Origin of the sequence: Streptomyces sp. NPDC059866 (assembly GCF_042731325.1) — a bacterium.
Taxonomy (GTDB): domain Bacteria; phylum Actinomycetota; class Actinomycetes; order Streptomycetales; family Streptomycetaceae; genus Streptomyces; species Streptomyces flavusporus.
Genome location: NZ_JBHWJT010000002.1, coordinates 381,677 through 402,437 on the forward strand (window position 1 = coordinate 381,677; position 20,761 = coordinate 402,437).

At 70.4% G+C, this 20,761-nt stretch carries 18 protein-coding genes and 1 riboswitch; of the genes, 8 read left to right on the forward strand and 10 right to left on the reverse strand.

All coding sequences use genetic code 11. The features are described 5' to 3' along the window. Nucleotides 1-96: 96 nt before the first annotated feature. Together ACFV7R_RS03990 and ACFV7R_RS03995 are read right to left on the reverse strand one after the other, a co-directional pair. Nucleotides 97-1,923 (reverse strand): gamma-glutamyltransferase family protein, encoded by a 1,827-nt coding sequence (locus tag ACFV7R_RS03990; protein ID WP_385259571.1) that lies wholly within the window; start codon nt 1,921-1,923, stop codon nt 97-99. Nucleotides 1,924-2,108: 185 nt separating this feature from the next. After that, nucleotides 2,109-2,260: riboswitch (cobalamin riboswitch) on the reverse strand. Between the two features lie 220 nt (nt 2,261-2,480). Beyond that, nucleotides 2,481-3,122 carry a superoxide dismutase gene (locus ACFV7R_RS03995; protein WP_385259573.1) on the reverse strand — a complete coding sequence of 214 codons (642 nt, stop codon included), beginning with the start codon at nt 3,120-3,122 and terminating at the stop codon, nt 2,481-2,483. 381 nt (nt 3,123-3,503) lie between these two features. Between ACFV7R_RS03995 and ACFV7R_RS04000 the strand changes: the two genes are divergently transcribed. The 6 genes from ACFV7R_RS04000 (at nt 3,504) to ACFV7R_RS04025 (ending at nt 9,360) form a co-directional block, all read left to right on the forward strand. Continuing rightward, nucleotides 3,504-4,079 (forward strand): GNAT family N-acetyltransferase, encoded by a 576-nt coding sequence (locus ACFV7R_RS04000; protein WP_385259755.1) that lies wholly within the window; start codon nt 3,504-3,506, stop codon nt 4,077-4,079. Nucleotides 4,080-4,223: 144 nt separating this feature from the next. Further along, on the forward strand, nt 4,224-5,813 hold the full coding sequence (locus ACFV7R_RS04005; protein WP_385259575.1) for an ABC transporter substrate-binding protein: 1,590 nt from the start codon (nt 4,224-4,226) through the stop codon (nt 5,811-5,813). 26 nt (nt 5,814-5,839) lie between these two features. Beyond that, nucleotides 5,840-6,808, forward strand: coding sequence for an ABC transporter permease (locus tag ACFV7R_RS04010; protein WP_385259758.1), 969 nt, complete (start codon nt 5,840-5,842; stop codon nt 6,806-6,808). A gap of 5 nt (nt 6,809-6,813) precedes the next feature. Beyond that, nucleotides 6,814-7,710, forward strand: coding sequence for an ABC transporter permease (locus ACFV7R_RS04015; protein ID WP_385259577.1), 897 nt, complete (start codon nt 6,814-6,816; stop codon nt 7,708-7,710). A 74-nt stretch (nt 7,711-7,784) separates the two neighbouring features. Then, nucleotides 7,785-8,696, forward strand: a complete 912-nt coding sequence (locus ACFV7R_RS04020) for an ABC transporter ATP-binding protein (protein ID WP_385259761.1) — start codon at nt 7,785-7,787, stop codon at nt 8,694-8,696. Then, nucleotides 8,689-9,360 carry an ABC transporter ATP-binding protein gene (locus ACFV7R_RS04025; RefSeq protein WP_385259580.1) on the forward strand — a complete coding sequence of 224 codons (672 nt, stop codon included), beginning with the start codon at nt 8,689-8,691 and terminating at the stop codon, nt 9,358-9,360. Before ACFV7R_RS04020 ends, ACFV7R_RS04025 begins: the two co-directional genes overlap by 8 nt. A gap of 91 nt (nt 9,361-9,451) precedes the next feature. On the opposite strand, the gene ACFV7R_RS04030 is transcribed toward ACFV7R_RS04025, so the two are convergent. After that, nucleotides 9,452-10,063: a TetR/AcrR family transcriptional regulator gene (locus tag ACFV7R_RS04030; protein ID WP_385259582.1), complete on the reverse strand. Its 612-nt coding sequence runs from the start codon at nt 10,061-10,063 to the stop codon at nt 9,452-9,454. An 87-nt stretch (nt 10,064-10,150) separates the two neighbouring features. Between ACFV7R_RS04030 and ACFV7R_RS04035 the strand changes: the two genes are divergently transcribed. Both ACFV7R_RS04035 and ACFV7R_RS04040 read left to right on the forward strand, forming a co-directional pair. Next, nucleotides 10,151-10,729, forward strand: coding sequence for an ester cyclase (locus ACFV7R_RS04035; protein ID WP_385259585.1), 579 nt, complete (start codon nt 10,151-10,153; stop codon nt 10,727-10,729). A gap of 283 nt (nt 10,730-11,012) precedes the next feature. Beyond that, the gene (locus tag ACFV7R_RS04040; RefSeq protein WP_385259587.1) at nt 11,013-11,675 is read left to right on the forward strand and encodes a hypothetical protein; all 663 of its coding nucleotides are present in this window, start codon (nt 11,013-11,015) and stop codon (nt 11,673-11,675) included. A gap of 28 nt (nt 11,676-11,703) precedes the next feature. On the opposite strand, the gene ACFV7R_RS04045 is transcribed toward ACFV7R_RS04040, so the two are convergent. From ACFV7R_RS04045 to ACFV7R_RS04075, 7 genes are all read right to left on the reverse strand, one after another. Then, nucleotides 11,704-13,248 carry an NCS1 family nucleobase:cation symporter-1 gene (locus tag ACFV7R_RS04045; RefSeq protein WP_385259589.1) on the reverse strand — a complete coding sequence of 515 codons (1,545 nt, stop codon included), beginning with the start codon at nt 13,246-13,248 and terminating at the stop codon, nt 11,704-11,706. Between the two features lie 115 nt (nt 13,249-13,363). Continuing rightward, nucleotides 13,364-14,386, reverse strand: a complete 1,023-nt coding sequence (locus ACFV7R_RS04050; protein WP_385259762.1) for a TIGR03842 family LLM class F420-dependent oxidoreductase — start codon at nt 14,384-14,386, stop codon at nt 13,364-13,366. 19 nt (nt 14,387-14,405) lie between these two features. Continuing rightward, nucleotides 14,406-15,806 (reverse strand): dihydropyrimidinase, encoded by a 1,401-nt coding sequence (gene hydA, locus ACFV7R_RS04055; protein WP_385259591.1) that lies wholly within the window; start codon nt 15,804-15,806, stop codon nt 14,406-14,408. Between the two features lie 103 nt (nt 15,807-15,909). Continuing rightward, on the reverse strand, nt 15,910-16,752 hold the full coding sequence (locus ACFV7R_RS04060) for a nitrilase-related carbon-nitrogen hydrolase (RefSeq protein ID WP_385259593.1): 843 nt from the start codon (nt 16,750-16,752) through the stop codon (nt 15,910-15,912). A gap of 204 nt (nt 16,753-16,956) precedes the next feature. Next, nucleotides 16,957-18,549: a PucR family transcriptional regulator gene (locus ACFV7R_RS04065; RefSeq protein WP_385259595.1), complete on the reverse strand. Its 1,593-nt coding sequence runs from the start codon at nt 18,547-18,549 to the stop codon at nt 16,957-16,959. A gap of 25 nt (nt 18,550-18,574) precedes the next feature. Then, a complete protein-coding gene (locus tag ACFV7R_RS04070; RefSeq protein ID WP_385259597.1) occupies nt 18,575-19,861 on the reverse strand; it encodes an aspartate aminotransferase family protein in 1,287 nt (428 codons plus the stop codon). Next, a complete protein-coding gene (locus ACFV7R_RS04075; protein WP_224738629.1) occupies nt 19,858-20,700 on the reverse strand; it encodes a nitrilase-related carbon-nitrogen hydrolase in 843 nt (280 codons plus the stop codon). The genes ACFV7R_RS04070 and ACFV7R_RS04075 overlap by 4 nt, the downstream gene beginning before the upstream one ends. Between the last annotated feature and the right edge of the window lie 61 nt (nt 20,701-20,761).

Consider the following 20,761-nt stretch of genomic DNA (forward strand, 5'->3'; position numbering starts at 1 on the left):
GCCACTGACAATCCCCACCCTGCGAGTGCACTACGGGTGGAATCGGCATGAACTCCCGATGCTGCACCCCACGGCAAGAAAGGGACATTCGGGACATCACCGGCCCACTGCGTACCCCTGCATCCCCCGCGGATTGGCCGCCGCCGACAGGATGCCGCTCTCCGGATACCGGGCGACCGCGCACAGCCGGCCCTCGGACCAGTCGTCACCGACCGTGACGTCATGGCCGCGCCGCCGCAGCTCCGCCACGACAGCGGGGTCCGTCCGCGCCTCGACGGTGACACTGCCCGGGTACATCCCGCGCGGGTAGAAGGAACCGGGGAAGCTGTCGTTGTGCCAGTTCGGCGCGTCGATCGCGCCCTGGAGATCGAGGCCGCCGCGTACCGGAGCGCGCAGGGCGACCGCCAGGAAGAAGTGGAGCTGCCACTGGTCCTGCTGGTCGCCGCCGGGCGTGCCGAACGCCATGACCGGCGTCCCGTCACGCAGGGCGATGGACGGTGTCAGAGTGGTGCGTGGCCTGCGCCCCGGCGTGAGCGAGTTCGGCAGGCCCTCCTCCAGCCAGGTCATCTGCAACCGGGTGCCGAGCGGGAAGCCCAGTTCGGGCACGACGGGGTTGGACTGCAGCCAGCCGCCGCTGGGCGTGGCGGCGACCATGTTGCCCCAGCGGTCGACGATGTCGAGATGGCAGGTGTCGCCGCGGGTACCGCCGTCGGCGGCGACGTCGGGTTCGCCCGGCACGGGGGCCGTCGGGCTCTTGGCGACGGTCGGCTCCCCGGCTCCCGGCGCGCCGAGGCCCGCGACGCCGGTGGCGGCCCCTCGCGCATGGGCGCACAGCCGCGGGGTGCGCCCTCCCGGGCTCCCCGGCCGCAGCTCGTACGACGCCCTGTCGCCGACGAGCTCACGCCGTGCCGCGTTGTAGACGCCCGACAGCAGCTCCTCGAGCGGCACCTCGGCCGCGTCGCCGTACCAGGCCTCCCGGTCGGCCATGGCGAGTTTGCAGCCCTCGATCAGCAGGTGGACGTAGTCCGCGGAGCCGTACGGGGGCAGTTCGGACGGGAGCAGTGCGAGCTGCTGCAGGAGGACCGGGCCCTGGCTCCAGGGGCCGGCCTTGCACAGGGTCCAGCCGTTCCAGTCGTACGTCACCGGCGCCTCGTAGCTCGCGGACCAGCCGGCGAGGTCGGCGGCCGTGAGCGTGCCGGTGTGGTGCTTACCGCTGGTGTCCAGGGTGGGCCGGTGTGCCTGCCGTACCAGCGCCTCGGCGATGAAACCGGTGCGCCACACCTGCCGTGCCGCCTCGATCTGCCCCTCGCGGTCCCCCGCCCCGGCGACCTCGGCGAGCAGCCGCTGCCAGGTGGCGGCGAGCGCGGGATTGCGCAGCAGCCGGCCGGGCCGGGGCGCCCGGCCGCCCGGAAGATAGACCTCCGCGGACGTGGTCCACTCGGTCTCGAACAGCTCGCGCACGGTCTCGACGGTCTCGCCGACACGCTCCACGGGCGCGTGCCCGTGCTCCGCGTATCCGATGGCGTACTTCAGGACGTCGGCGAGGGACTTGGTGCCGTGGTCGCGGAGCAGGAGCATCCAGGCGTCGAACGCACCGGGGACGGCCGCCGCAAGGGGCCCGGTACCGGGTACGAGATCCAAACCGAGTCCCCTGTAGTGCGCGACCGTCGCTCCGGCCGGCGCCACGCCCTGCCCGCACAGCACCCGCACCTCGCCGCCCGCCGGAGCGAGCAGGATCGGCACCTCACCGGCGGGCCCGTTCAGGTGCGGCTCGACGACATGCAGCACGAAGGCGCCCGCCACGACAGCGTCGTAGGCGTTGCCGCCGTCCTCCAGGACCGCCATCGCCGACTGCGAGGCCAGCCAGTGAGTGGAGGACACCATGCCGAAGGTGCCCTGGAGGGTGGGGCGGGTGGTGAACATACGGCCTCTCACCTCGTTGTTTCCGCGCATCGGCCGGACCGGTCGGCGCTCAGGTCTGTCCTGGGGAGAATGTGGGGAGTTCGGGCCAGAGCTCTCCTCCGCCCGCTCCCCCAGCAGGCTATCGATCGCCATGCGCCCCTTCTTCCCCGCCTCCGGCACGAGGGACGCGTACGTGCGCCTCAGCACAAGGACCGGGTGGCGAAGGCCATCTCCGGGATCGACGCCGAGGACACCACGATCCTGTGTTCGGGATCCGCTCGCCGATCACAGTGGCGGGACCGCGCCGGATGCACACCGGCTTCCTCGTTCCGCCGTCGCCTTTGTCGCCGGACGTCATGGGGACGGGGCCGGCCCGAGGGCACGCCGAGCGGTCGGCCGCCGGGTACGGACGGCAGGGGCGTGTCGACACCGAGATCCTCGTACGGTCCGCCGGTGGATGAGCCACAGAAGGGCTCCCTCAAGTCACGTCCTCGCGGGAGCCCTTCCTTGTGCCGCCTGCAAGTGAAGGGTGAGAAGACGATCACGAGCAGGACATCTGTGTCGACGCGGCTACGGCGTCACGGCGCGAGCAGCAGGCTGTCGCCGCGCTCCTTGGCCGCCGCGTAGCGCTTGGCCACGTCCTGCCAGTTGACGACCTGCCACATGGCCTCGATGAAGTCGACCTTCTGGTTGCGGTACTGCAGGTAGAAGGCGTGCTCCCAGGCGTCGAAGACGAGGATCGGGGTCGAGCCCTGGCCGACGTTGCCCTGGTGGTCGTAGACCTGCTCGACGATCAGGCGCCCGCTGAGCGGCTCGTAGGCGAGGACGCCCCAGCCGGAGCCCTGGGTGGTGGCCGACACCTTGGACAGCTGGGCCTTGAAGTGGGCGAACGAGCCGAAGGACTCGGCGATCGCGTCCGCCAGTTCGCCCACGCCGTCCTTCTCCAGCGGCTCGCCGCCGCCGTCACCGGTCATGTTGTGCCAGTAGATCGAGTGCAGGATGTGCCCGGAGAGGTGAAAGGCCAGGTTCTTCTCCAGGACGTTGATCGACCCCCACACCTCCTTGTCCCGCGCCTCCGCGAGCTGCTCCAGCGTGTCGTTGGCGCCCTTCACGTACGCCGCGTGGTGCTTGTCGTGGTGCAGCTCGATGATCTCGGGGCTGATGACCGGGGCGAGGGCCGCGTAGTCGTACGGGAGCTCCGGGAGCGTGTAAACCGCCATGTCCAACATCCTCCGACCTAATTGCAACTCATGTGCAACTGCACGCTAACAGCAGGAGCAGAGCCATGCCGATCAGGCGTTGGTCCTAGGACCATGAGCCGTGCCACGGAAGGCGCAGAAACCGGCACTCCGGCCTTGGGCATCGTCCGCGACGAACGCCGGCTCCAGCTCCGGCGGATCCAGGATGAGCGCGCAGAACCCAGCAGCCGCAGCACTCGACAGTCCGCGCAGTCCGGGTACACAACACTCGGGAGTTATTGCACACTAGTCGCAATAACTAGTCATCTGCAGAAGGGGTACTGCGTGAGGTCTGACCGGCCCATCGGCTTCCCTGCGGCACGCGGCTCCACACCCGGCACCAACGGCTGCCGCACAGGCGGCCTGACGGCCACGGACATCCGCCTCTGCACCGGTGAGGAGTTGCTGACGCACGCCACCGCGCTGCACTCCGTGTACGTCGACGCCTTCTGCGCCCCGCCCTGGAACGAGGACGAGGAGAAGGCGGTCGAGTTCGTCGGCCGGCTCGCCGGGACCGTGCACCGGCCGGGCTTCACCGCCGCGCTCGCGCCGGCGGGTTCGGCCGTGGCAGGCTTCGCCACGGCCTGGACCACCCGTGCCCCCTTCCCCACGGACCGCTGCTACCCGCAGGCCGCCGCCGGCCTCGGCCCCGAGCGCACCGTGCAGTGGCTGTGCGGCGCCCGCGAGATCGACGAACTCGCCGTCCGCCCCGCCGCCCGGGGCACCGGCCTCGCCGCCGCACTCCTCGATGCCGTCATCGCCGACGCTCCGGAAGGCCGCGCGTGGCTGCTCACTTCGATCCGGGCACCCCGGGCCGTCGCCTTCTACCGCGGCCAGGGCTGGACCCAGGCCACTCATCCCTCTCCACAGGGGTCAGGTATCGCCGTCTTCCTCGGCCCGCACCATCCGGCCCGTAGGACTGCCGGCCTGCCGTTATGACCGCGTACCTCCGCCCGCGTGGTGACAAGACCGCACCGCAGGGCCCGCCGACCGGCGACGGACTGATGCCTGGTGTGCCCGGGTAACCCTCCAATCGCAATTGACATGCAACAACGTTCTACAAGCAACAAGGTTGTGAGGCTCATGACGACCCGTCGAATACGAGGTGCCGCCGTCACGGCGGCGGCGATGGTGGCCGGGGTCGCCGCCTGCTCCGCCCCGAGCAGCGGCGGGAGCGACGGCAAGTCCGCCGACTCCGTCGTGATCGGGGTGGCCTCCGAACCGGACACCCTCAGTCCGCTGCTCGGCTACGGCAAGGACGGCAACTCCAAGATCTTCGAGGGACTGCTCGCCCGGAACGCCGATCTGGAGCTGAGACCCGCCCTGGCGAAGGCGCTCCCCGAGGTCACCGGCGACGGCCTCACCTACACGTACACCCTGCGCGACGGCGTGGAGTTCAGCGACGGTGAGCCCCTGACCCCGGCCGACGTCGTCTTCACGTACAAGACGATCCTCGACGCGAAGACGAACAACACCTCGCGGAGCGAGCTCGACGCCATCAAGGACGTCCGGGCGAGCGGTGACGACAAGGTCGTCTTCACGCTCAAGTACCCGTACGCGCCGTTCGCCGGGCGCACGGTGCTGCCCATCGTCCCCGAGCATGTCGCCGGCGAGCAGGACCCCAACACCGGTTCCTTCAACACCGAACCGGTCGGCACCGGACCGTACGTCCTCGCGAACTGGAGCAAGGGCGAGAAGCTCACCTTCAAGGCCAACCCGAACTACTGGGGCGGGGAGCCGAAGGTGAAGACGTTCACCATGGCGGTCATCGCGGACGACAACGTGCGTGCCACCCGGCTGCGCTCCGGTGACCTCGACGGCGCGGTCCTCCCGCCCAACCTCGTCGCCACGTTCAAGAACGACGACGGCATGAAGTCGTACGACGCGAAGTCCTACGACTTCCGCACCGTCACCCTCCCCACCGCGAACAAGGTCACGGGCGACCGTGCCATCCGGCAGGCACTCGACGCCGCCGTGGACCGCGAGGCCATGGTCGACAAGGTCCTCGACGGCGCGGGCCGCCCGGCGTACGGGCCGCTGCCGGTCGACGACCCCTGGTTCGCCAAGGGCATCGAGCGCACTCAGGATCTCGACAAGGCCAAGCGGATCCTCGACGAAGCGGGCTGGAAGCCCGGCACGGACGGCATCCGCGCCAAGGACGGCCGACGGGCCGCGTTCACCCTCTTCTACCCTTCCGGCGACAAGGTCCGCCAGGACCACGCCCTCGCCTACGCTTCCGACGCCAAGAAGGCCGGCATCGACGTGACGGTGGAGAGCGCCACCTGGGAGGTCATCGAGCCGCGGATGAAGAACGACGCGGTCCTCGCAGGCTTCGGCAGCACCGGCGACCCCGACTTCGGCCTCTACACGCTGCTGCACTCCTCGCTCGCCGGCGACGGCTTCAACAACATGGGCCGGTACGACAACGCGGCCGTGGACGAGGCGCTGGACACCGGCCGCCGCAGCCAGGACCCGCAAAAGCGCGAGGCCGCTTACGCCGCGCTCCAGCGCGAACTCGTGAAGGACCCCGGCTACACGTTTCTGACCCACATCGACCACCTCTACGTGCTCGCGGACCGCTGGGAGGGCCTGAGCACGCAACTCGAGCCGCACGAGCACGGCTTCGCCAGCGGCCCGTGGTGGAACATCGAGGACTGGCAGCCCAAGAAGTGACCAGAACCTCCCTGCCCTGGGGAGCGATGGCACGCCTGGCGGGGCGGCGGATGCTGTTCGCCCTCCCCGTCCTCCTCGTCGTCACCTTCGGTGTCTTCGCCATCGCCGCCGCCTCCCCCTTCGATCCCGTCAAGGTGTACGCCGGCACCGCCGCGCTCGGCGCCGACCAGGAGACCCTGGACCGGCTGCGGGACAACCTCGGCGTGGACCAGCCCCTCACCGCCCGCTGGTGGCACTGGTTGACCTCCGCCCTCGGCGGAGACCTCGGCCAGTCCAGCGTGATGCGGCAGCCCGTGACGCAGGTGATCGGGGAACGCCTCGTGTGGTCCTCCCTGTTGTGCGCGATCGCCTTCGTGCTTGCCGTGCTGACCGGCACCCTGCTGGGTGTGCTGGCCGCCCGCCGCCCCGGATCGATGCTCGACCGGACGGTCACCTCGCTCGCCTACGCCCTGGAGGCGGCACCGGTCTTCTGGATCGCGCTGCTGGCCATCTGGCTGTTCGCCCTGCAGTTGGACGTCCTCCCGGCGGGCGGGCTGACGGACACGGCCAGCGAGCAGGTCACCCTGGGGCAGGTGGCGAGCCATCTGGTCCTGCCCGCCGGAGTACTCGCCCTCTCCCAACTCCCCTGGTTCACCCTCTACGTACGCCAGGGGGTCGGCGACGCCCTGGCGGAGGACCCCGTACGTGGCGCCCGCGCGAGGGGTGTGAGTGAGAGGACCGTCCTGCTCGGGCACGCCCTGCGCTCCGGCCTGCTGCCGGTGCTCACGCTGGTCGGCTCCCGCGTCCCCGAACTCATCACCGGCGCCCTGCTGGTGGAGAGCGTCTTCAGCTGGCCGGGCATCGCGGCGGCCACCGTCGAGGCGGCCACAGCCGTCGACTTCCCGCTGCTCGCCGCCCTCACCACGCTGGCCACCGCCGCCGTCCTCATCGGCAACCTGCTCGCCGACCTCCTCTACGGACTGTTCGACCCGAGGGTGAAGCTCAGTGAAATGTGACTCCCATGGCTGAGGCCACGGTGGGGACCGAGAAGCGGTCCCAGGCCGCATGGCGCTCGGTCGGCCCGAACCGCCGCTCGACGCGCACCCTGCGGCTGCGCACCTCGGCCGTGCTGGTGACCGCGACCGTCCTCGCCGTCCTGCTCGTACCACCGCTGGTCCAACTCGACCAGCAGGCCGTCGATCTGTCCGCCAAGCTGCTGCCCCCGAGCTGGGCGCATCCCTTCGGCACCGACGACGTCGGCCGGGACCTGCTCCTGCGCTGCGTCTACGGCCTGCGGGTCTCGCTGCTCGTCGGCGTGGCCGCGGCCCTCACGGCGACCGTGATCGGCACCGCCGTCGGGGCCACCGCCGGAGCCCTGGGCGGCTGGGCCGACCGCGGCATCATGCGCGTGGTCGACACCGTCTCGTCCGTACCCCACCTGCTGCTCGGCATCTTCATCGTCGCCATGTTCCGGCCCGGGGTGTGGCCGGTGGTGGTCTCTGTCGCGCTCACCCACTGGCTGTCGACCGCCCGGATCGTCCGGGCCGAGGTCCTGTCCCTGCGCTCGCGCCCGTACATCGACGCCGCCGTCTCCGGGGGCGCGTCCCGGTGGCGGGTGGCGGTACGGCACCTGCTGCCGGCGGTCCTGCCCCAGGCCGCGCTCGCCGCCGTACTGATGGTGCCGCACGCCATGTGGCACGAATCGGCCCTGTCCTTCCTCGGGCTCGGGCTGCCCACCCACACCGCCAGCCTCGGCACCCTCGTCCAGACCGCGCAGGGCTCACTGCTCGCCGGACAGTGGTGGCCGACCCTCTTCCCCGGCCTCTTCATCATCGTCCCCACCCTCGCCATCGCCGGCCTCGCCGGAGCCTGGCGCGAGCGGATCAACCCCCGCCGCCGATCGGAGCTGACGCTGTGACCGAACGACCGCCTCAGCAACCGGGCGACCGGCCTCCCCTGCTGTCGGTACGCGGCCTGTCGGTGCGCTTCCTCATGCCCGGCGGACGCCGCGTCGCCGCCGTCACCGACGCGCACTTCGACGTGGCGGCCGGCGAGTGCCTGGCCCTGATCGGCGAGAGCGGCTGCGGCAAGTCCGTCCTCGCCTCCGCCCTCCTCGGCCTGCTCCCCGCCAACGCCCAGACCGCGGGCGAAGCCCGCCTCGGCGAGCTCGAGCTGCTCTCCGCCGACGAACGGACTCTCGCCCGCACCATACGGGGCCGCCGGATCGGCCTCATACCGCAGAGCCCCGCCGCACATCTCACCCCCGTCCGCACCATCCGCTCCCAGCTGGAGGAGACGGTCGCCGCACTGACCGGTGTACGGGGCCGCACGGCCGTGCGTGCCGCTGCCGAAGCGGCCGCCGAACGCACGGCGTTCCCCCCGGACCACCTGGACCGCCATCCCCACGAGCTCTCCGGCGGCCTCGCCCAGCGCGCCGCGACCGCCCTGGCCCTGGTGGGCAACGCGCCTCTCCTGCTGGCCGACGAACCGACCACCGGACTCGACCGCGACCTCGTGGAGCACACAGTCGACGAACTGCGGCGCCACATCGACGACGCCGACCGCGCCTTGCTGATGATCACCCACGACCTGTCCGCCGCCGAGCGCATCGCCGACCGCGTCGCCGTCATGTACGCGGGCCGCATCGTCGAACTCTCCGACGCGGCAGCCTTCTTCGGCAGCCCCGGACCACGCCACCCCTACAGCCGAGGACTCCTCCAGGCCCTTCCCGACCGCGCCTTCACCCCCATCCCCGGCATGCCACCAGAACTCGGCGACCTCCCCGACGGCTGCGCCTTCGCGCCGCGCTGCGACCGGGCCACCGACACCTGCGCCGGCTCGCCCCGTATGACCGACACGGTCTCCTGCCACCACCCGCACGTCCCGGAGGACGCCCGTGCTTGAACTGCACGCCATCACCGCCGGATACGACAGACACGCACCCGTCGTACGGGACGCCTCCCTGACCATCGCCCCCGGCGAAGCCGTCGGCCTGCTCGGCCCCAGCGGCTGCGGCAAATCCACCCTCGCCCGCGTCGCCGCCCTCCTGCACCGCCCCGGCTCCGGAACCGTCGTCCTCGACGGCACGCCGGTACGCCGCTGGCGCCACCGCGCGCCGCGCGAACTGCGGACCGCCTTCGGCGTCGTCTTCCAGCAACCGCGCCTCTCCTCGGACCCGCGGCTACGGCTGACCGACCTGATCGCTGAACCGCTGCTTGCCACCGGCCGACGTCAGGAATCGGCCGAACGCGTGGCAGAACTGGCCACAACCGTCGGCCTGACCCCCGACCTGCTGGCCAGACGCCCCCACGAGGTCAGCGACGGCCAACTCCAGCGCGCCTGCCTCGCCCGCGCCTTGGCGCTGCGCCCGCGCTGGCTGATATGCGACGAGATGACCGCCATGCTCGACGCCTCCACCACCGCCGCTCTCGTCGCGGTCGTCGAGGACTACCGTCACACCACCGGTGCTGGGCTGCTCGCCATCGGCCACGACCGCACCCTCCTGCAGCGCTGGTGCGACCGCACGGTCCACTGGGACACGCTCCGCAGCAGACCGTGCCTCATCTGACAGGCGCGCATCCGGGAACGGCAAGGCCCGCACCGCAGCGCGCTGCGCTGCGGTGCCGGAGGTGTTCGAGGCGCCTGAGAAGTGGCCGATCTCAGTGCAGTGTGGCGACGGCCGTGCGGTAGAGGACTTCCTCGGCGCGGTCCCACGACCAGCCGTTCTCGACCACCAGCGTGCGCCAGCCGGTGGGGCCGAACCAGAACCACAGCAAGTCTGCCGTCTCCTCCACCGAGTAGACGGGCGGTGGGGTCAACGTGTGCAGGTGGCGGGCTGTGGCGTGCAGTGCGTCCCGGTATGCCGCGGTGGAGCGTTCCCAGAGAGCCTCGCCCTTCTCATGGGCGGGCAGCGCCTTGCGGATCGCCTCGTGCACAACGAACTGGCCTTCGTTGCCCCTGCGGGTGCCACGAGCGAGTGCTTTCAGGACCGCCTCCGGGGTCCGCGGGGCGAGCACCTCCTTCATGGCCTGCTCGTAACCGGAGGCGTTCACGCCCTGGTCGACGATCCGGTCCAGGATGTCGCCCTTGCTCCCCACGCTCGCGAAGACGGTCTTCGAGGAGACGCCGGCCGCCGAAGCGATGTCCGCGACGGTCACCCGCCCGTATCCGCGGTCGGCGAACAGTTCGGTGGCCCGCTGAAGGATCAGTGCGCGTGTCCGCGCGGCTGCCTGCTCGCGCAACGGAGAGGCGTAGGGGCGCTGAGAGGACATGAGGCCATCCTAACCAGCACGAGATCACAGCTGCCCTAATCATTAGGTACTGTGTGAAGTCAATTTCCGCTCGACGTCGCGAGAGGCATGAACGCAATGGGAACGGACGCCACGGAGCTGGCCCATGGACTCTTCCGGATCCTCGAGACGGGTGATCCGGCACTGGCTGTCGATGTGGTCGGCGAGGACTTCCACAACCGCGAAGCGGTCGCATCGCCCCCGGCCTGTTCGCTCCCCGGGCCGGCAGCGGTTCTCGCCTCGAGCGCATGGTTGCGGTCGGCCTTCACCGACTTGCGCCTCCCCGTGATCGGTGTCGCCGACAACGATGACCAGGTCTGGGTCCGGCTGCGCATGCAAGGCCGCCACACCGGTCCGTTCGTCCGCTTCCGCGACGGCGCCCTCGACCAGGCCATACCCCCCACGGGGCGCGAGATCGACACCGAACAGATCCACGTGCTCGACATCCGTGACGGCAAGGTGGTCGGACACGAAGCGGTGCGCGACGACCTCACGATGCTGGGCCAACTCGGCGTCTTCCCTCCCGCCCCGGCCACCGCGCTGAGCATGCTCGCCTGGCGGGTGACCGGACGGGCCGCTCGTGCGGCCGCCCACGTCACGGCAGAGGCGGCCGAAGCGGCCGCCCTGCTGCGGGACGATCGGAGCTGAGCCGTCGAGGCGAGGATCCGACGAATCGCCGCGCCGTCCGGCGGGCGGGCCCTGCCATGGTGGGCCGCTGCGGCCGGCGTGCCGAAGCGCACACCGCAACCGAGCCGGCGTGGAGGTCACCGAGTGACGGACATAAGGGGACACTCAACGCATCAGCGCTACAGGCGAGTTACCGCGCAGGCACGGAGCGAGTTGGCACTTTCGCCTCACAGGGACTCGTGTGACACTGGCGTCCCGTCCGCTGTGCGGACCCCTCCGCACCGTCCCCCACGAGAAGTGCGCCGTGCGTTCTCTTCCTCTGCCGCTCGCTCTCACCGCGCGCCTGACTCCGGTCGCCGTGCTCGCCTGTGCGGGCTGGGCCCTCAGTTCGGGCCCGGACTCGTCGGCGCCGGCCGCCCAGGACCGGACGACCGGCAAGACCGGGACCCAGTCCGCCTCCGCGCCGTCCACGACCGCCGTGCCGAAGACGTACACCTCCGCCCCGGCGCCCTGCACCAGCCTGGCCAAGAAGACGATCACGTCGCTGGTGCCGGATGCCAAGACGGCCGGGAAGGAGATCGCCTCGACGGACAAGTCGGTCCGCCGCACCTGCTCGTGGAACGCGCTCAGTGGCTACGACTACCGCTGGCTCGACGTCTCCTTCGAGATCAGCGGCTCCGACGACGACGCGGCGAAGAAGTACAAGGAGCGGGTCAAGGAGAAGAGCGGCGGCGGCGAGGTGCCCGGCCTCGGCGACGCGGCCTACTCCGTCGTGAACCTCACCACCGAGGACGACCAGAAGACGCGCGAGGGTGTGGTGCTGGTGCGCGCCGCCAACGCGCTGCTGGTCATCACGTACAACGGCTCCGACTTCGAGTCGAAGGAGGCGCCCAGCACGGACGAGATCAACAAGGGCGCCATCAGGGCCGCCAAGGAGGCGGTGGCGGCCCTGGAGGACGGCCGGTAGAGCCGGCCGCCCTCCGAGAGGCGAGGCCTCAGGAAGCGGTCCGCTCCCGTGGCAGCATCAGCGCGACGTACAGCAGCAGCGAGGCGGCCAGCCCCACCGCCCAGCCGTAGTCGGCGAGCGGCTTGAGGAACGGGATCAGCCCGTCGGCCGGGAACGGACCCGACTTCGTGCCGTCCGCGCCCACGGTCGAGTACGAGCCGCCGACGGCCAGGACACCGCCGACCGCGAAGGCCACGATGGCCCGCCAGTTCCAGCCGGCGGAGTACCAGTAGCGCCCACCGGGCGTGTACAGGTCCGCCAGGTGCAGGACCGTACGGCGGACGATCCAGTAGTCGGCGATGAGGATGCCCGCGACCGTGCCGAGCAGACCGCCGACCACACCGAGCCAGGTGAAGATGTAGAACTCGGGCGTGGAGATCAGCTTCCACGGGAAGATCAGGATGCCGACGACGCCCGTGATGAGCGCGCCCGTACGGAAGTTGATGAACTTCGGTGCCAGGTTGGCCAGGTCGTACGCGGGTGAGACCACGTTCGCCGCGATGTTCACGGAGATGGTGGCGACCAGCACGGTGATGAGCGCGAAGAGCAGACCGAAGACGTTGTCCGCCTTGGCCGCGAGGGTGACCGGGTCCCAGATCGCCTCGCCGTAGACGACCTCGGAACCGGAGGTGACCAGCACGGCGAGGATCGCGAAGAGGGTCATCGTGGTGGGCAGGCCCAGGGACTGGCCCCAGGTCTGGGCGCGCTGGCTGGCGCCGAATCGGGTGAAGTCCGGGATGTTGAGGGACAGGGTGGCCCAGAAGCCGATCATGCCCATCAGGGACGGGAAGAAGACCGGCCAGAAGTCCGCGCCCCAGCCGAGCTTGGAGGGCTGCGACAGCAACTCGCCGAATCCGTCGGCCTGGACGGCGATCCAGATCAGCAGCACGAAGGCGCCGACGATGACGAAGGGCGCGGCCCAGTTCTCGAAGTGGCGCAGGAAGTCCATACCGCGGTAGATGATGGCGATCTGCACGGCCCAGAAGAGGAGGAAACAGAGCCACAGCGGCCATGGGTTGCCGGCGATCTGCCCGGCCTTCTCCCACTCACCGCCGGTGAGCTTGGAGCCCAGTGCGAAGATGCCGCTGCCGCCGATCCAGGTCTGGATACCGAACCAGCCGCAGGCCACGGCCGCGCGGATCAGCGCCGGTATGTTGGCGCCGCGCAGCCCGAAGGAGGCCCGGGCGAGGACCGGGAACGGAATGCCGTACTTGGGGCCGGCGTGGCCCGTGGCCAGCATCGGCAGCAGCACGATGACGTTGGCGAGAGCGATGGTGAAGACCGCCTGCTTCCAGTCCATGCCGAGTGCGACCAGGCCGGAGGCCAGGGTCCAGCTGGGGATGCAGTGGGCCATGGAGATCCACAGCGCCGCGAAGTTGTACGTCGTCCACTTGCGCTCGGCGACCGGGACGGGACGCAGGTCCTCGTTGGCGAAGGGGCTGTTGGCGGGGTAGGCCTCGGGGGCGAGCTCTGTCCGGCCGTCGGCGTCGACGGTCTGGGCGGCGGGCGACCCCGTGGGGACTGTTTCGGTCATGGGCAGGCCAATCGACAAAGGGGGACAGGAGAGGCCGTGCGGGGCGGGCCTTGTGCCCCTCCCCGGGGAGGTGGGGAGGGGAGACAAGGTGGGGGGTGGGGTCGGGTCCGGGCGATCAGGCGGCGTTGACCGCGGGGATGATCCGCGCGCCGTACGCGTCGATCACCGTTTCCTGCGCGTCGTGCATGTCGTACACCGCGAACTGGTCGACGCCCAGCTCGCGCAGGGCGTTCAGTTTCTCGATGTGCTTCTCGACCGGTCCGATGATGCAGAACCGGTCGACGATCTCGTCCGGCACGAACTGGGTGTCCGGGTTGCCGCTGCGCCCGTGGTGCGAGTAGTCGTAACCCTCGCGGGCCTTGATGTAGTCGGTGAGTTCGTCCGGTACGGCGGCGGAGTGCTCGCCGTACTTGGCGACCAGGTCGGCGACATGGTTGCCGACCATCCCGCCGAACCAGCGGCACTGCTCACGCGCGTGGGCGAGCGCCTCGGGCGAGTCGTCCTCGGTGACGTACGCGGGCGCGGCGACGCAGATCGTCACCTCGGACGGATCGCGTCCGGCGGCGACGGCCGCGTCCTTGACCGCCTTGACCATGTACTCGGTGAGATAGAGGTCGGCGAGCTGCAGGATGAACCCGTCGGCCTCCTCGCCGGTCATCTTCAGGGCCTTGGGACCGTACGCGGCCATCCAGACGGGGAGTCGGGCGCCGGGCTTGATCCACGGAAAGCGGATCACCGTGCCGCCGAGGTCGGCGTCCCCGCCGCTGCCCAGCGCGCGGATCACCTTCATCGCCTCGCTGATCCGGGCCAGGGTGTTGGGCTTGCGGCCGGCCACGCGCATCGCGGAGTCGCCGCGGCCGATGCCGCAGACGGTGCGGTTGCCGAACATGTCGTTGAGGGTGGCGAAGGTGGAGGCGGTGACCTCCCAGGTGCGGGTGCCCGGGTTGGTGACCATGGGTCCGACCTTCAACGTGCTGGTGTTGGCCAGGATCTGACTGTAGATCACGAACGGTTCCTGCCAGAGCACGGCGGAGTCGAAGGTCCAGCCGTGCGTGAAGCCGTTGCGTTCGGCGCGCTTCATCAGGGAGACGACCCGCGAGGCGGGCGGGTCGGTCTGCAGGACGAGTCCAAAATCCATGGCGTCCATCGCCCCCTTCCTAGTTGAGGTACTGACAGGTGGAGCGGGGGATGTAGACGCCGTGCCCGGCGTGCCCGGTGTACTCCCGCTCGGTGATGACGGGTTCGCCGCGCGAGAGGACGGTCTCGACACGGCCGGTGACGCGTTTGCCCTCGTACGCCGAGTAGTCGACGTTCATGTGGTGCGTGTCGGCCGACATGACCTGCTCGGCGTGCGGGTCGTAGATGACGACGTCGGCGTCGGCGCCCGGGGCGATGGTGCCCTTCTTCGGGTACATGCCGAACATCCGGGCCGGCGTGGCGCAGGCGATCTCGATCCAGCGGCGGCGCGAGATGTGCCCGTCGACGACGGCCTGGTGGAGCAGGTCCATACGGTTCTCCACGCCCGGCAGCCCGTTGGGGATCTTGGAGAAGTCGCCGCGGCCCAGCTCCTTCTGGCCGGTGAAGCAGAAGGGGCAGTGGTCGGTGGAGACGACCTGGAGGTCGTTGGTCCTGAGCCCCTTCCACAACTGCGCCTGGTGTTCGCGCGGCCGCAAAGGAGTGCTGCACACGTACTTCGCGCCCTCGAAGTCGGGTTCTGCGAGGTTGTCGGTCGACAGGAACAGATACTGCGGGCAGGTCTCACCGAAGACGTTGAGCCCCTCGTCGCGTGCCCTGGCCAGCTCGGCGACCGCCTCCGTCGCCGAGACGTGGACGACGTACAGGGGCGCCCCGGCGACCTGTGCGAGCCGGATGGCGCGATGGGTGGCCTCGGCCTCCAGCAACGCCTTCCGCACTTCTCCGTGGTAGCGGGGATCCGTCTCCCCGCGGGCCAGTGCCTGCTCGACCAGGACATCGATCGCGATGCCGTTCTCCGCGTGCATCATGATCAGCCCGCCGTTCTCGGCGGAGCGCTGCATGGCACGCAGAATCTGGCCGTCGTCGCTGTAGAAGACGCCCGGATACGCCATGAACTGCTTGAAGGAGGTCACCCCCTCCTCCACGAGCAGGTCCATCTCCTTGAGCGTCTCCTGGTTCACATCGGAGACGATCATGTGGAAGCCGTAGTCGATGGCGCAGTTGCCCTCGGCCTTGGCGTGCCAGGCGTCCAGGCCCTCGCGCAGGGTGTGGCCCACGCTCTGCACGGCGAAGTCGACGATCGTGGTCGTGCCTCCCCAGGCGGCGGCCCGGGTGCCGGTCTCGAAGGTGTCGGAGGCGAAGGTGCCGCCGAACGGCAGCTCCATGTGGGTGTGGGCGTCGACGCCGCCCGGGATGACGTACTTCCCGGCGGCGTCGATGACCCGCTCGGCCGTCCAGGCCTCGGCGGCCGGGGTGCCGGAGGCGGCGAGGGCGGCGATACGGCCGTCCTCGATCAGGACGTCGGCGTGGATCTCGTCGGACGCGGTGACAACTAGGCCGCCGCGGATCACTGTACGGCTCATCGGTCGCTCCTCGCGGTGTGAATCTGCCGGTCGTGTGTGGCTGGTCGCGCCCACGCGGCGGAGCCGCATGTCGACTCGGCCCGCGCCCCTGGGGCGCTGCCCCTCAGGGCGTTGTCAGCGGCCCGTACGCCCCCGGCGCCCTGTCCCTGTAGAACTGCCAGCGGTCCCTGACCTCTCGCAGCTTGGCCAGGTCCAGATCCCGGACGACGAGTTCGGTCTCCTTGTCGCTCGCCACCTCGCCGACGAACTGGGCTTCCGGGTCCACGAAGTACGAGGTGCCGTAGAAGTCGTTGTCGCCGTACTCCTCGACCCCGACCCGGTTGATCGCGCCGACGAAGTACTCGTTGGCGACGGCGGCCGCCGGCTGCTCCAGCTGCCACAGGTAGCCGGACAGCCCGCGCGAGGTGGCCGACGGGTTGAAGACGATCTCGGCGCCCGCGAGGCCGAGCGCACGCCAGCCCTCCGGGAAGTGACGGTCGTAGCAGATGTAGACGCCGATCTTTCCGACCGCGGTGTCGAAAACCGGCCAGCCGCTGTTCCCGGGCCGGAAGTAGAACTTCTCCCAGAAGCCCTTGACCTGCGGAATGTGGGTCTTGCGGTACTTGCCGAGGTACGAGCCGTCCGCGTCGATCACGGCCGCGGTGTTGTAGAGGACGCCGGGCTGCTCCTCCTCGTACATCGGCAGGACGAGGACGATGCCCAGTTCCCGGGCCAGCGCCTGGAAGCGCCGGACGATGGGGCCCTCGGGGATCTGCTCGGCGTACTCGTAGAAGGCCGGGTCCTGGACCTGGCAGAAGTACGGCCCGTAGAACAGCTCCTGGAAGCACAGGACCTGAGCACCCTGCGCGGCGGCGTCGCGCACGGCCTGCTCGTGCACCTGGATCATCGACTCCTTGTCGCCGGTCCAGGCGGTCTGGAAGACGGCGGCGCGGATCACTCTGCTCATCGGGACCTCCGGTAGCTCGGTGTGCGGTGAGCCTAGGAAGTCGGGTGGTCCTCTTTGAGTTGCATCGTGTCACGTCTGCGGGCACCCGGCGTGCCACGGTGTCATCCCGAGGTGAGCCCATGTTTCACCGCCGTTTTCCCAGGTCGTACCGTGTTTCCCCGCTGTTTCGCAGTGCTGGGTCCACCCCTGTCGCGCATCGCCCGGTCACCCCTGTTGCGCGTCGTGCGCGAGGAGCGCGATGTGCACCGAGGCCGCCTGCTCGAAGTCGTCCAGGTCGACGCGCAGCCGGGCCTGTATCGCCTCCAGGCGGCGGTAGAGCGCCGGCCGGGAGACGTGGTGGAGCTGGGCGGTGCGGGACTTGTTGCGGCCGGTGGCGAGATACGTCCGCAGCACCGTCAGCAGATCCTCCTCGCCGCCGCGCAGCAGCCCGTCCAGCTCCCGCTCCGCGAAGGACTGCACATGCGGATCGTCCCGCAGCAGCCGGATCAGTCCCCGCAGGTGTACGTCCCTCAGGCGTACGACGGCCGGGAGGTCGAGGGCGGCGGAGGAGTCGGCCACGGCGTCGGCGACATGCCGCGCCTCGCGCAGGCCCGCGGGCACGGCGTCCCAGGCGGTGCGGGCATCGGCGGCGGCCACTGTTGTCGAGGCCGCCCCGGACTCCGAGCGCAGCCGGGCCGCAAAGTGCGCCGTGAGCGCCTCCGCGTCCTGGTCCCGGGCGAGGCTCAGCAGCACGGCGGTGGCTCCGTCGGCGAGCTCGGCGACGAGCCCGGCCATCCCCAGCAGGCGCAGCACCCGGTCCAGCTGGGCGGTGTCGCCGTCGCGCACGACGAGGGGCACGAAGGTGCGCCGGTTGACCGGCAGTCCGGCGGCACGCGCGCGGGGCAGCAGCTGCCGGGCCGGTACGACCCCGCTGACCAGGTCGGTCAGCAGGCTCTGCGCGGACTGCTCCTCCCAGGAGCCGCCCGCGTTGCCGCCGAGCATGCGGTGCAGGACGAGGGCCTCGGCGGCGCGGTCGGCGAGCAGCCGTCCGGTCGCGGTGTCGCCGCGGTAGCCGCACAGCACGATCCGGCCCCAGCGTTCCCCGCGTCCGCCCAGCTCGGCGCGGATCCATCCGTCGCCCTCGCGGCCGCCGGCCTGCCGGGAGATCCGCTCCCAGTCGCGCAGCACGTCGTCCACCGCCGACCGCTCCCCCGCCGTGGCCAGGACGCGGTGGGCGAGGTTGGTGACGACGACCGGGCAGGCGCTGTGCTGGGCGACCTCGTCGAGCAGCCGTTGCAGCGGGGCTCCTGCGGTGATCAGTCCGGTGAGCGCGGTCCGTACCGCCTCCGACAGGCTGACGGCGGCGAACTTCCGCCGGACCAGCCGGGACTGGACCTCCTCGGTCAGCTCGGCGAAGGGGAAGGGCCGGTGCAGCACCACCATCGGCAGCCCGCAGCGCTCGGCCGCGCGCCGCATGACGTCCGGCGGTGCCGGGAAGGCACGGCCGAGCCCGAGGACGACGGCGGCGGCCTCCGCGCGGTGCAGTGAGTGGATGTACTCGGCCTGCTTGGTGACGTCGCCGGCGAGCAGCACCCCGGTGGTGAGCACCATCTCCCCGCCGCTGAGCATGACCCCGACGTCCGCGGCCTCGGCCACGTGCACCCACCGCACCGGCCGGTCGAGCTGGCCCGCCCCGGCCACCACCTCGGGCTGCCCCGCGAGCACCCGCTCCAGGGCGAGGACCTGGCGGACCGACAGGGCCGGTTCCGGGCGTTCGAAGGACTCCGGCGGTTCCCAGGGCTCCGAGGTGGTGGTCATGGCGGTCATCCCTTGCTCGGCCGGGCTAGCTGATGCTCCGCAGAGCGTGTTCGAGGATCGCGGCGCCCTCCTCGGCCTCCGCGACGGTCAGGGACAGCGGCGGGGCGATGCGCAGGGCGCTGGTGTTGTGACCGCCGCCCTTGCCGATGAGCAGCCCGGACGCGCGGGCCGCCTCCAGCACGGCGGACGCGGCCTGCGGGTCGGCCTCGTCCGTCCCGGGCCGCACGATCTCGATGCCGATCATCAGTCCGCGCCCCCGTACCTCCCGGACGGCCGGTACCTGCGCGGCGACCGCCCGCAGCCGTTCGATGAGCAGCCCGCCGACCCGCCGGGCGTTGCCCTGGAGGTCGTGTTCCAGCAGGTACGTGAGGTTGGCGAGGCCGGCCGCCATGGTGATCTGGGTGCCGCCGAAGGTCGAGATGCTGTTGGCGTCCAGGCAGTTCATGATCTCGGCGCGGGCGACGACCCCGCCGATGGACATGCCGTTGCCGATGCCCTTGGCGAAGGTGACCATGTCCGGCGGGCCACTGCGGTCGTGTGCCTGCCAGCCCCAGAAGTGCTCGCCGGTGCGGCCCCAGCCGGTCTGCACCTCGTCGGCGATCCAGAGGATGCCCCGCTCGTTCAGGACCTCGCGGAAGGCCGCGTACAGACCGTCCGGTGGCGAGGTGAAGCCGCCGACGCCCTGGATGGGCTCGGCGATCAGGGCGGCGGGCGGGCGGGTGTGCCCGAGCAGGTCCTTCAGGTCCTCGACGCAGGCCGCGATGAACTCGGTGTCGCTCAACGAGGCGTACGGGCCGCGCGTGCGGATGCCGCCGTGCACGTACAGCGTCTGCAGCGGGGACAGCGAGGTCGGTGACCAGCCGCGGTTGCCGGTGATGCCGACGGCGCTGAAGGAGCGGCCGTGGTAACTGTTGCGCATGGCGAGGACGGTGTTGCTGCCGCGACAGGTGGTGGCCAGCAGCAGGGCGGTGTCGTTGGCCTCCGTGCCGGAGGTGGTGAAGAAGACACGGGCGTCCGGGATGCCGCTCAACTGGGCGATGCGCTCGGCGAGTTCGACCATCGGCCGGTTGAGGTAGAGCGTGGAGGAGTGGATGATGCGCCCGGCCTGCTCGTTCACCGCCTTGGTGACCTCGGGCAGGGCGTGCGCGGTCATGGTGGTGAGGATGCCGCCGAAGAAGTCGAGATACTTGTTTCCGTCGGCGTCCCAGACGTGCCGGCCCTCGCCGTGGGTGATCTCGATCGGGTCGTCGTAGTAGAGGGCGAGCCAGTCGGGCAGCACGGCCCGGTGGCGGCCCAGCAGGTCCTTGGTCACGGCTGTACCAGCCCTTCGTAGGCGTCGGGGCGGCGGTCGCGGTAGAAGGCCCACTGCTGCCGCACCTCTTCGATGACGTCGAAGTCGAGGTCACGGACGAGGAGTTCCTCGCTCTTGTCGTCGGCGACCTCCCCCACGAACTGCCCTCGCGGGTCGACGAAGTAGCTCGTGCCGTAGAAGTCGTTGTCGCCGTACTCCTCGACCCCGACCCGGTTGATGGCGGCGATGAAGTACTCGTTGGCGACGGCGGCGGCAGGCTGCTCCAGCCGCCACAGGTAGGCCGACAGACCGCGGTGCGTCGCGGACGGGTTGTACACCAGCTGGGCGCCGTTGAGGCCGAGCTGCCGCCAGCCCTCCGGGAAGTGGCGGTCGTAGCAGATGTAGACGCCGACCTTGCCGACAGCGGTGTCGAAGACGGGCCAGCCGAGGTTTCCGGGCTTGAAGTAGTACTTCTCCCAGAAGCCCTTCACCTGCGGGATGTGGTGCTTGCGGTACTTGCCGAGGTACGAGCCGTCCGCGTCGATCACGGCCGCGGTGTTGTAGTAGAAACCGGACTGCTCGACCTCGAAGACCGGCACGACGATCACCATGCCGGTCTCGCGCGCGAGTTCCTGCATACGACGCACGGTCGGGCCGTCGGGCACCGGCTCGGCCCACCGGTAGTGCTCCGGCTCCTGGACCTGGCAGAAGTAGGGGCTGTTGAAGACTTCCTGGAACCCGATGATCCCGGCGCCCTGCCGGGCTGCCTCGCGGGCGTGCTCCTCGTGTTTCGCCACCATGGACTCGGTGTCGCCGGTCCAGGTGGCCTGGACCAGAGCGGCACGGACGACGTTCGCCATGAGCTGCTCCTTCGACGGGACGTCAGCGCCTCTACGCCCGTAGACGCAGGCCGTAGAGGCA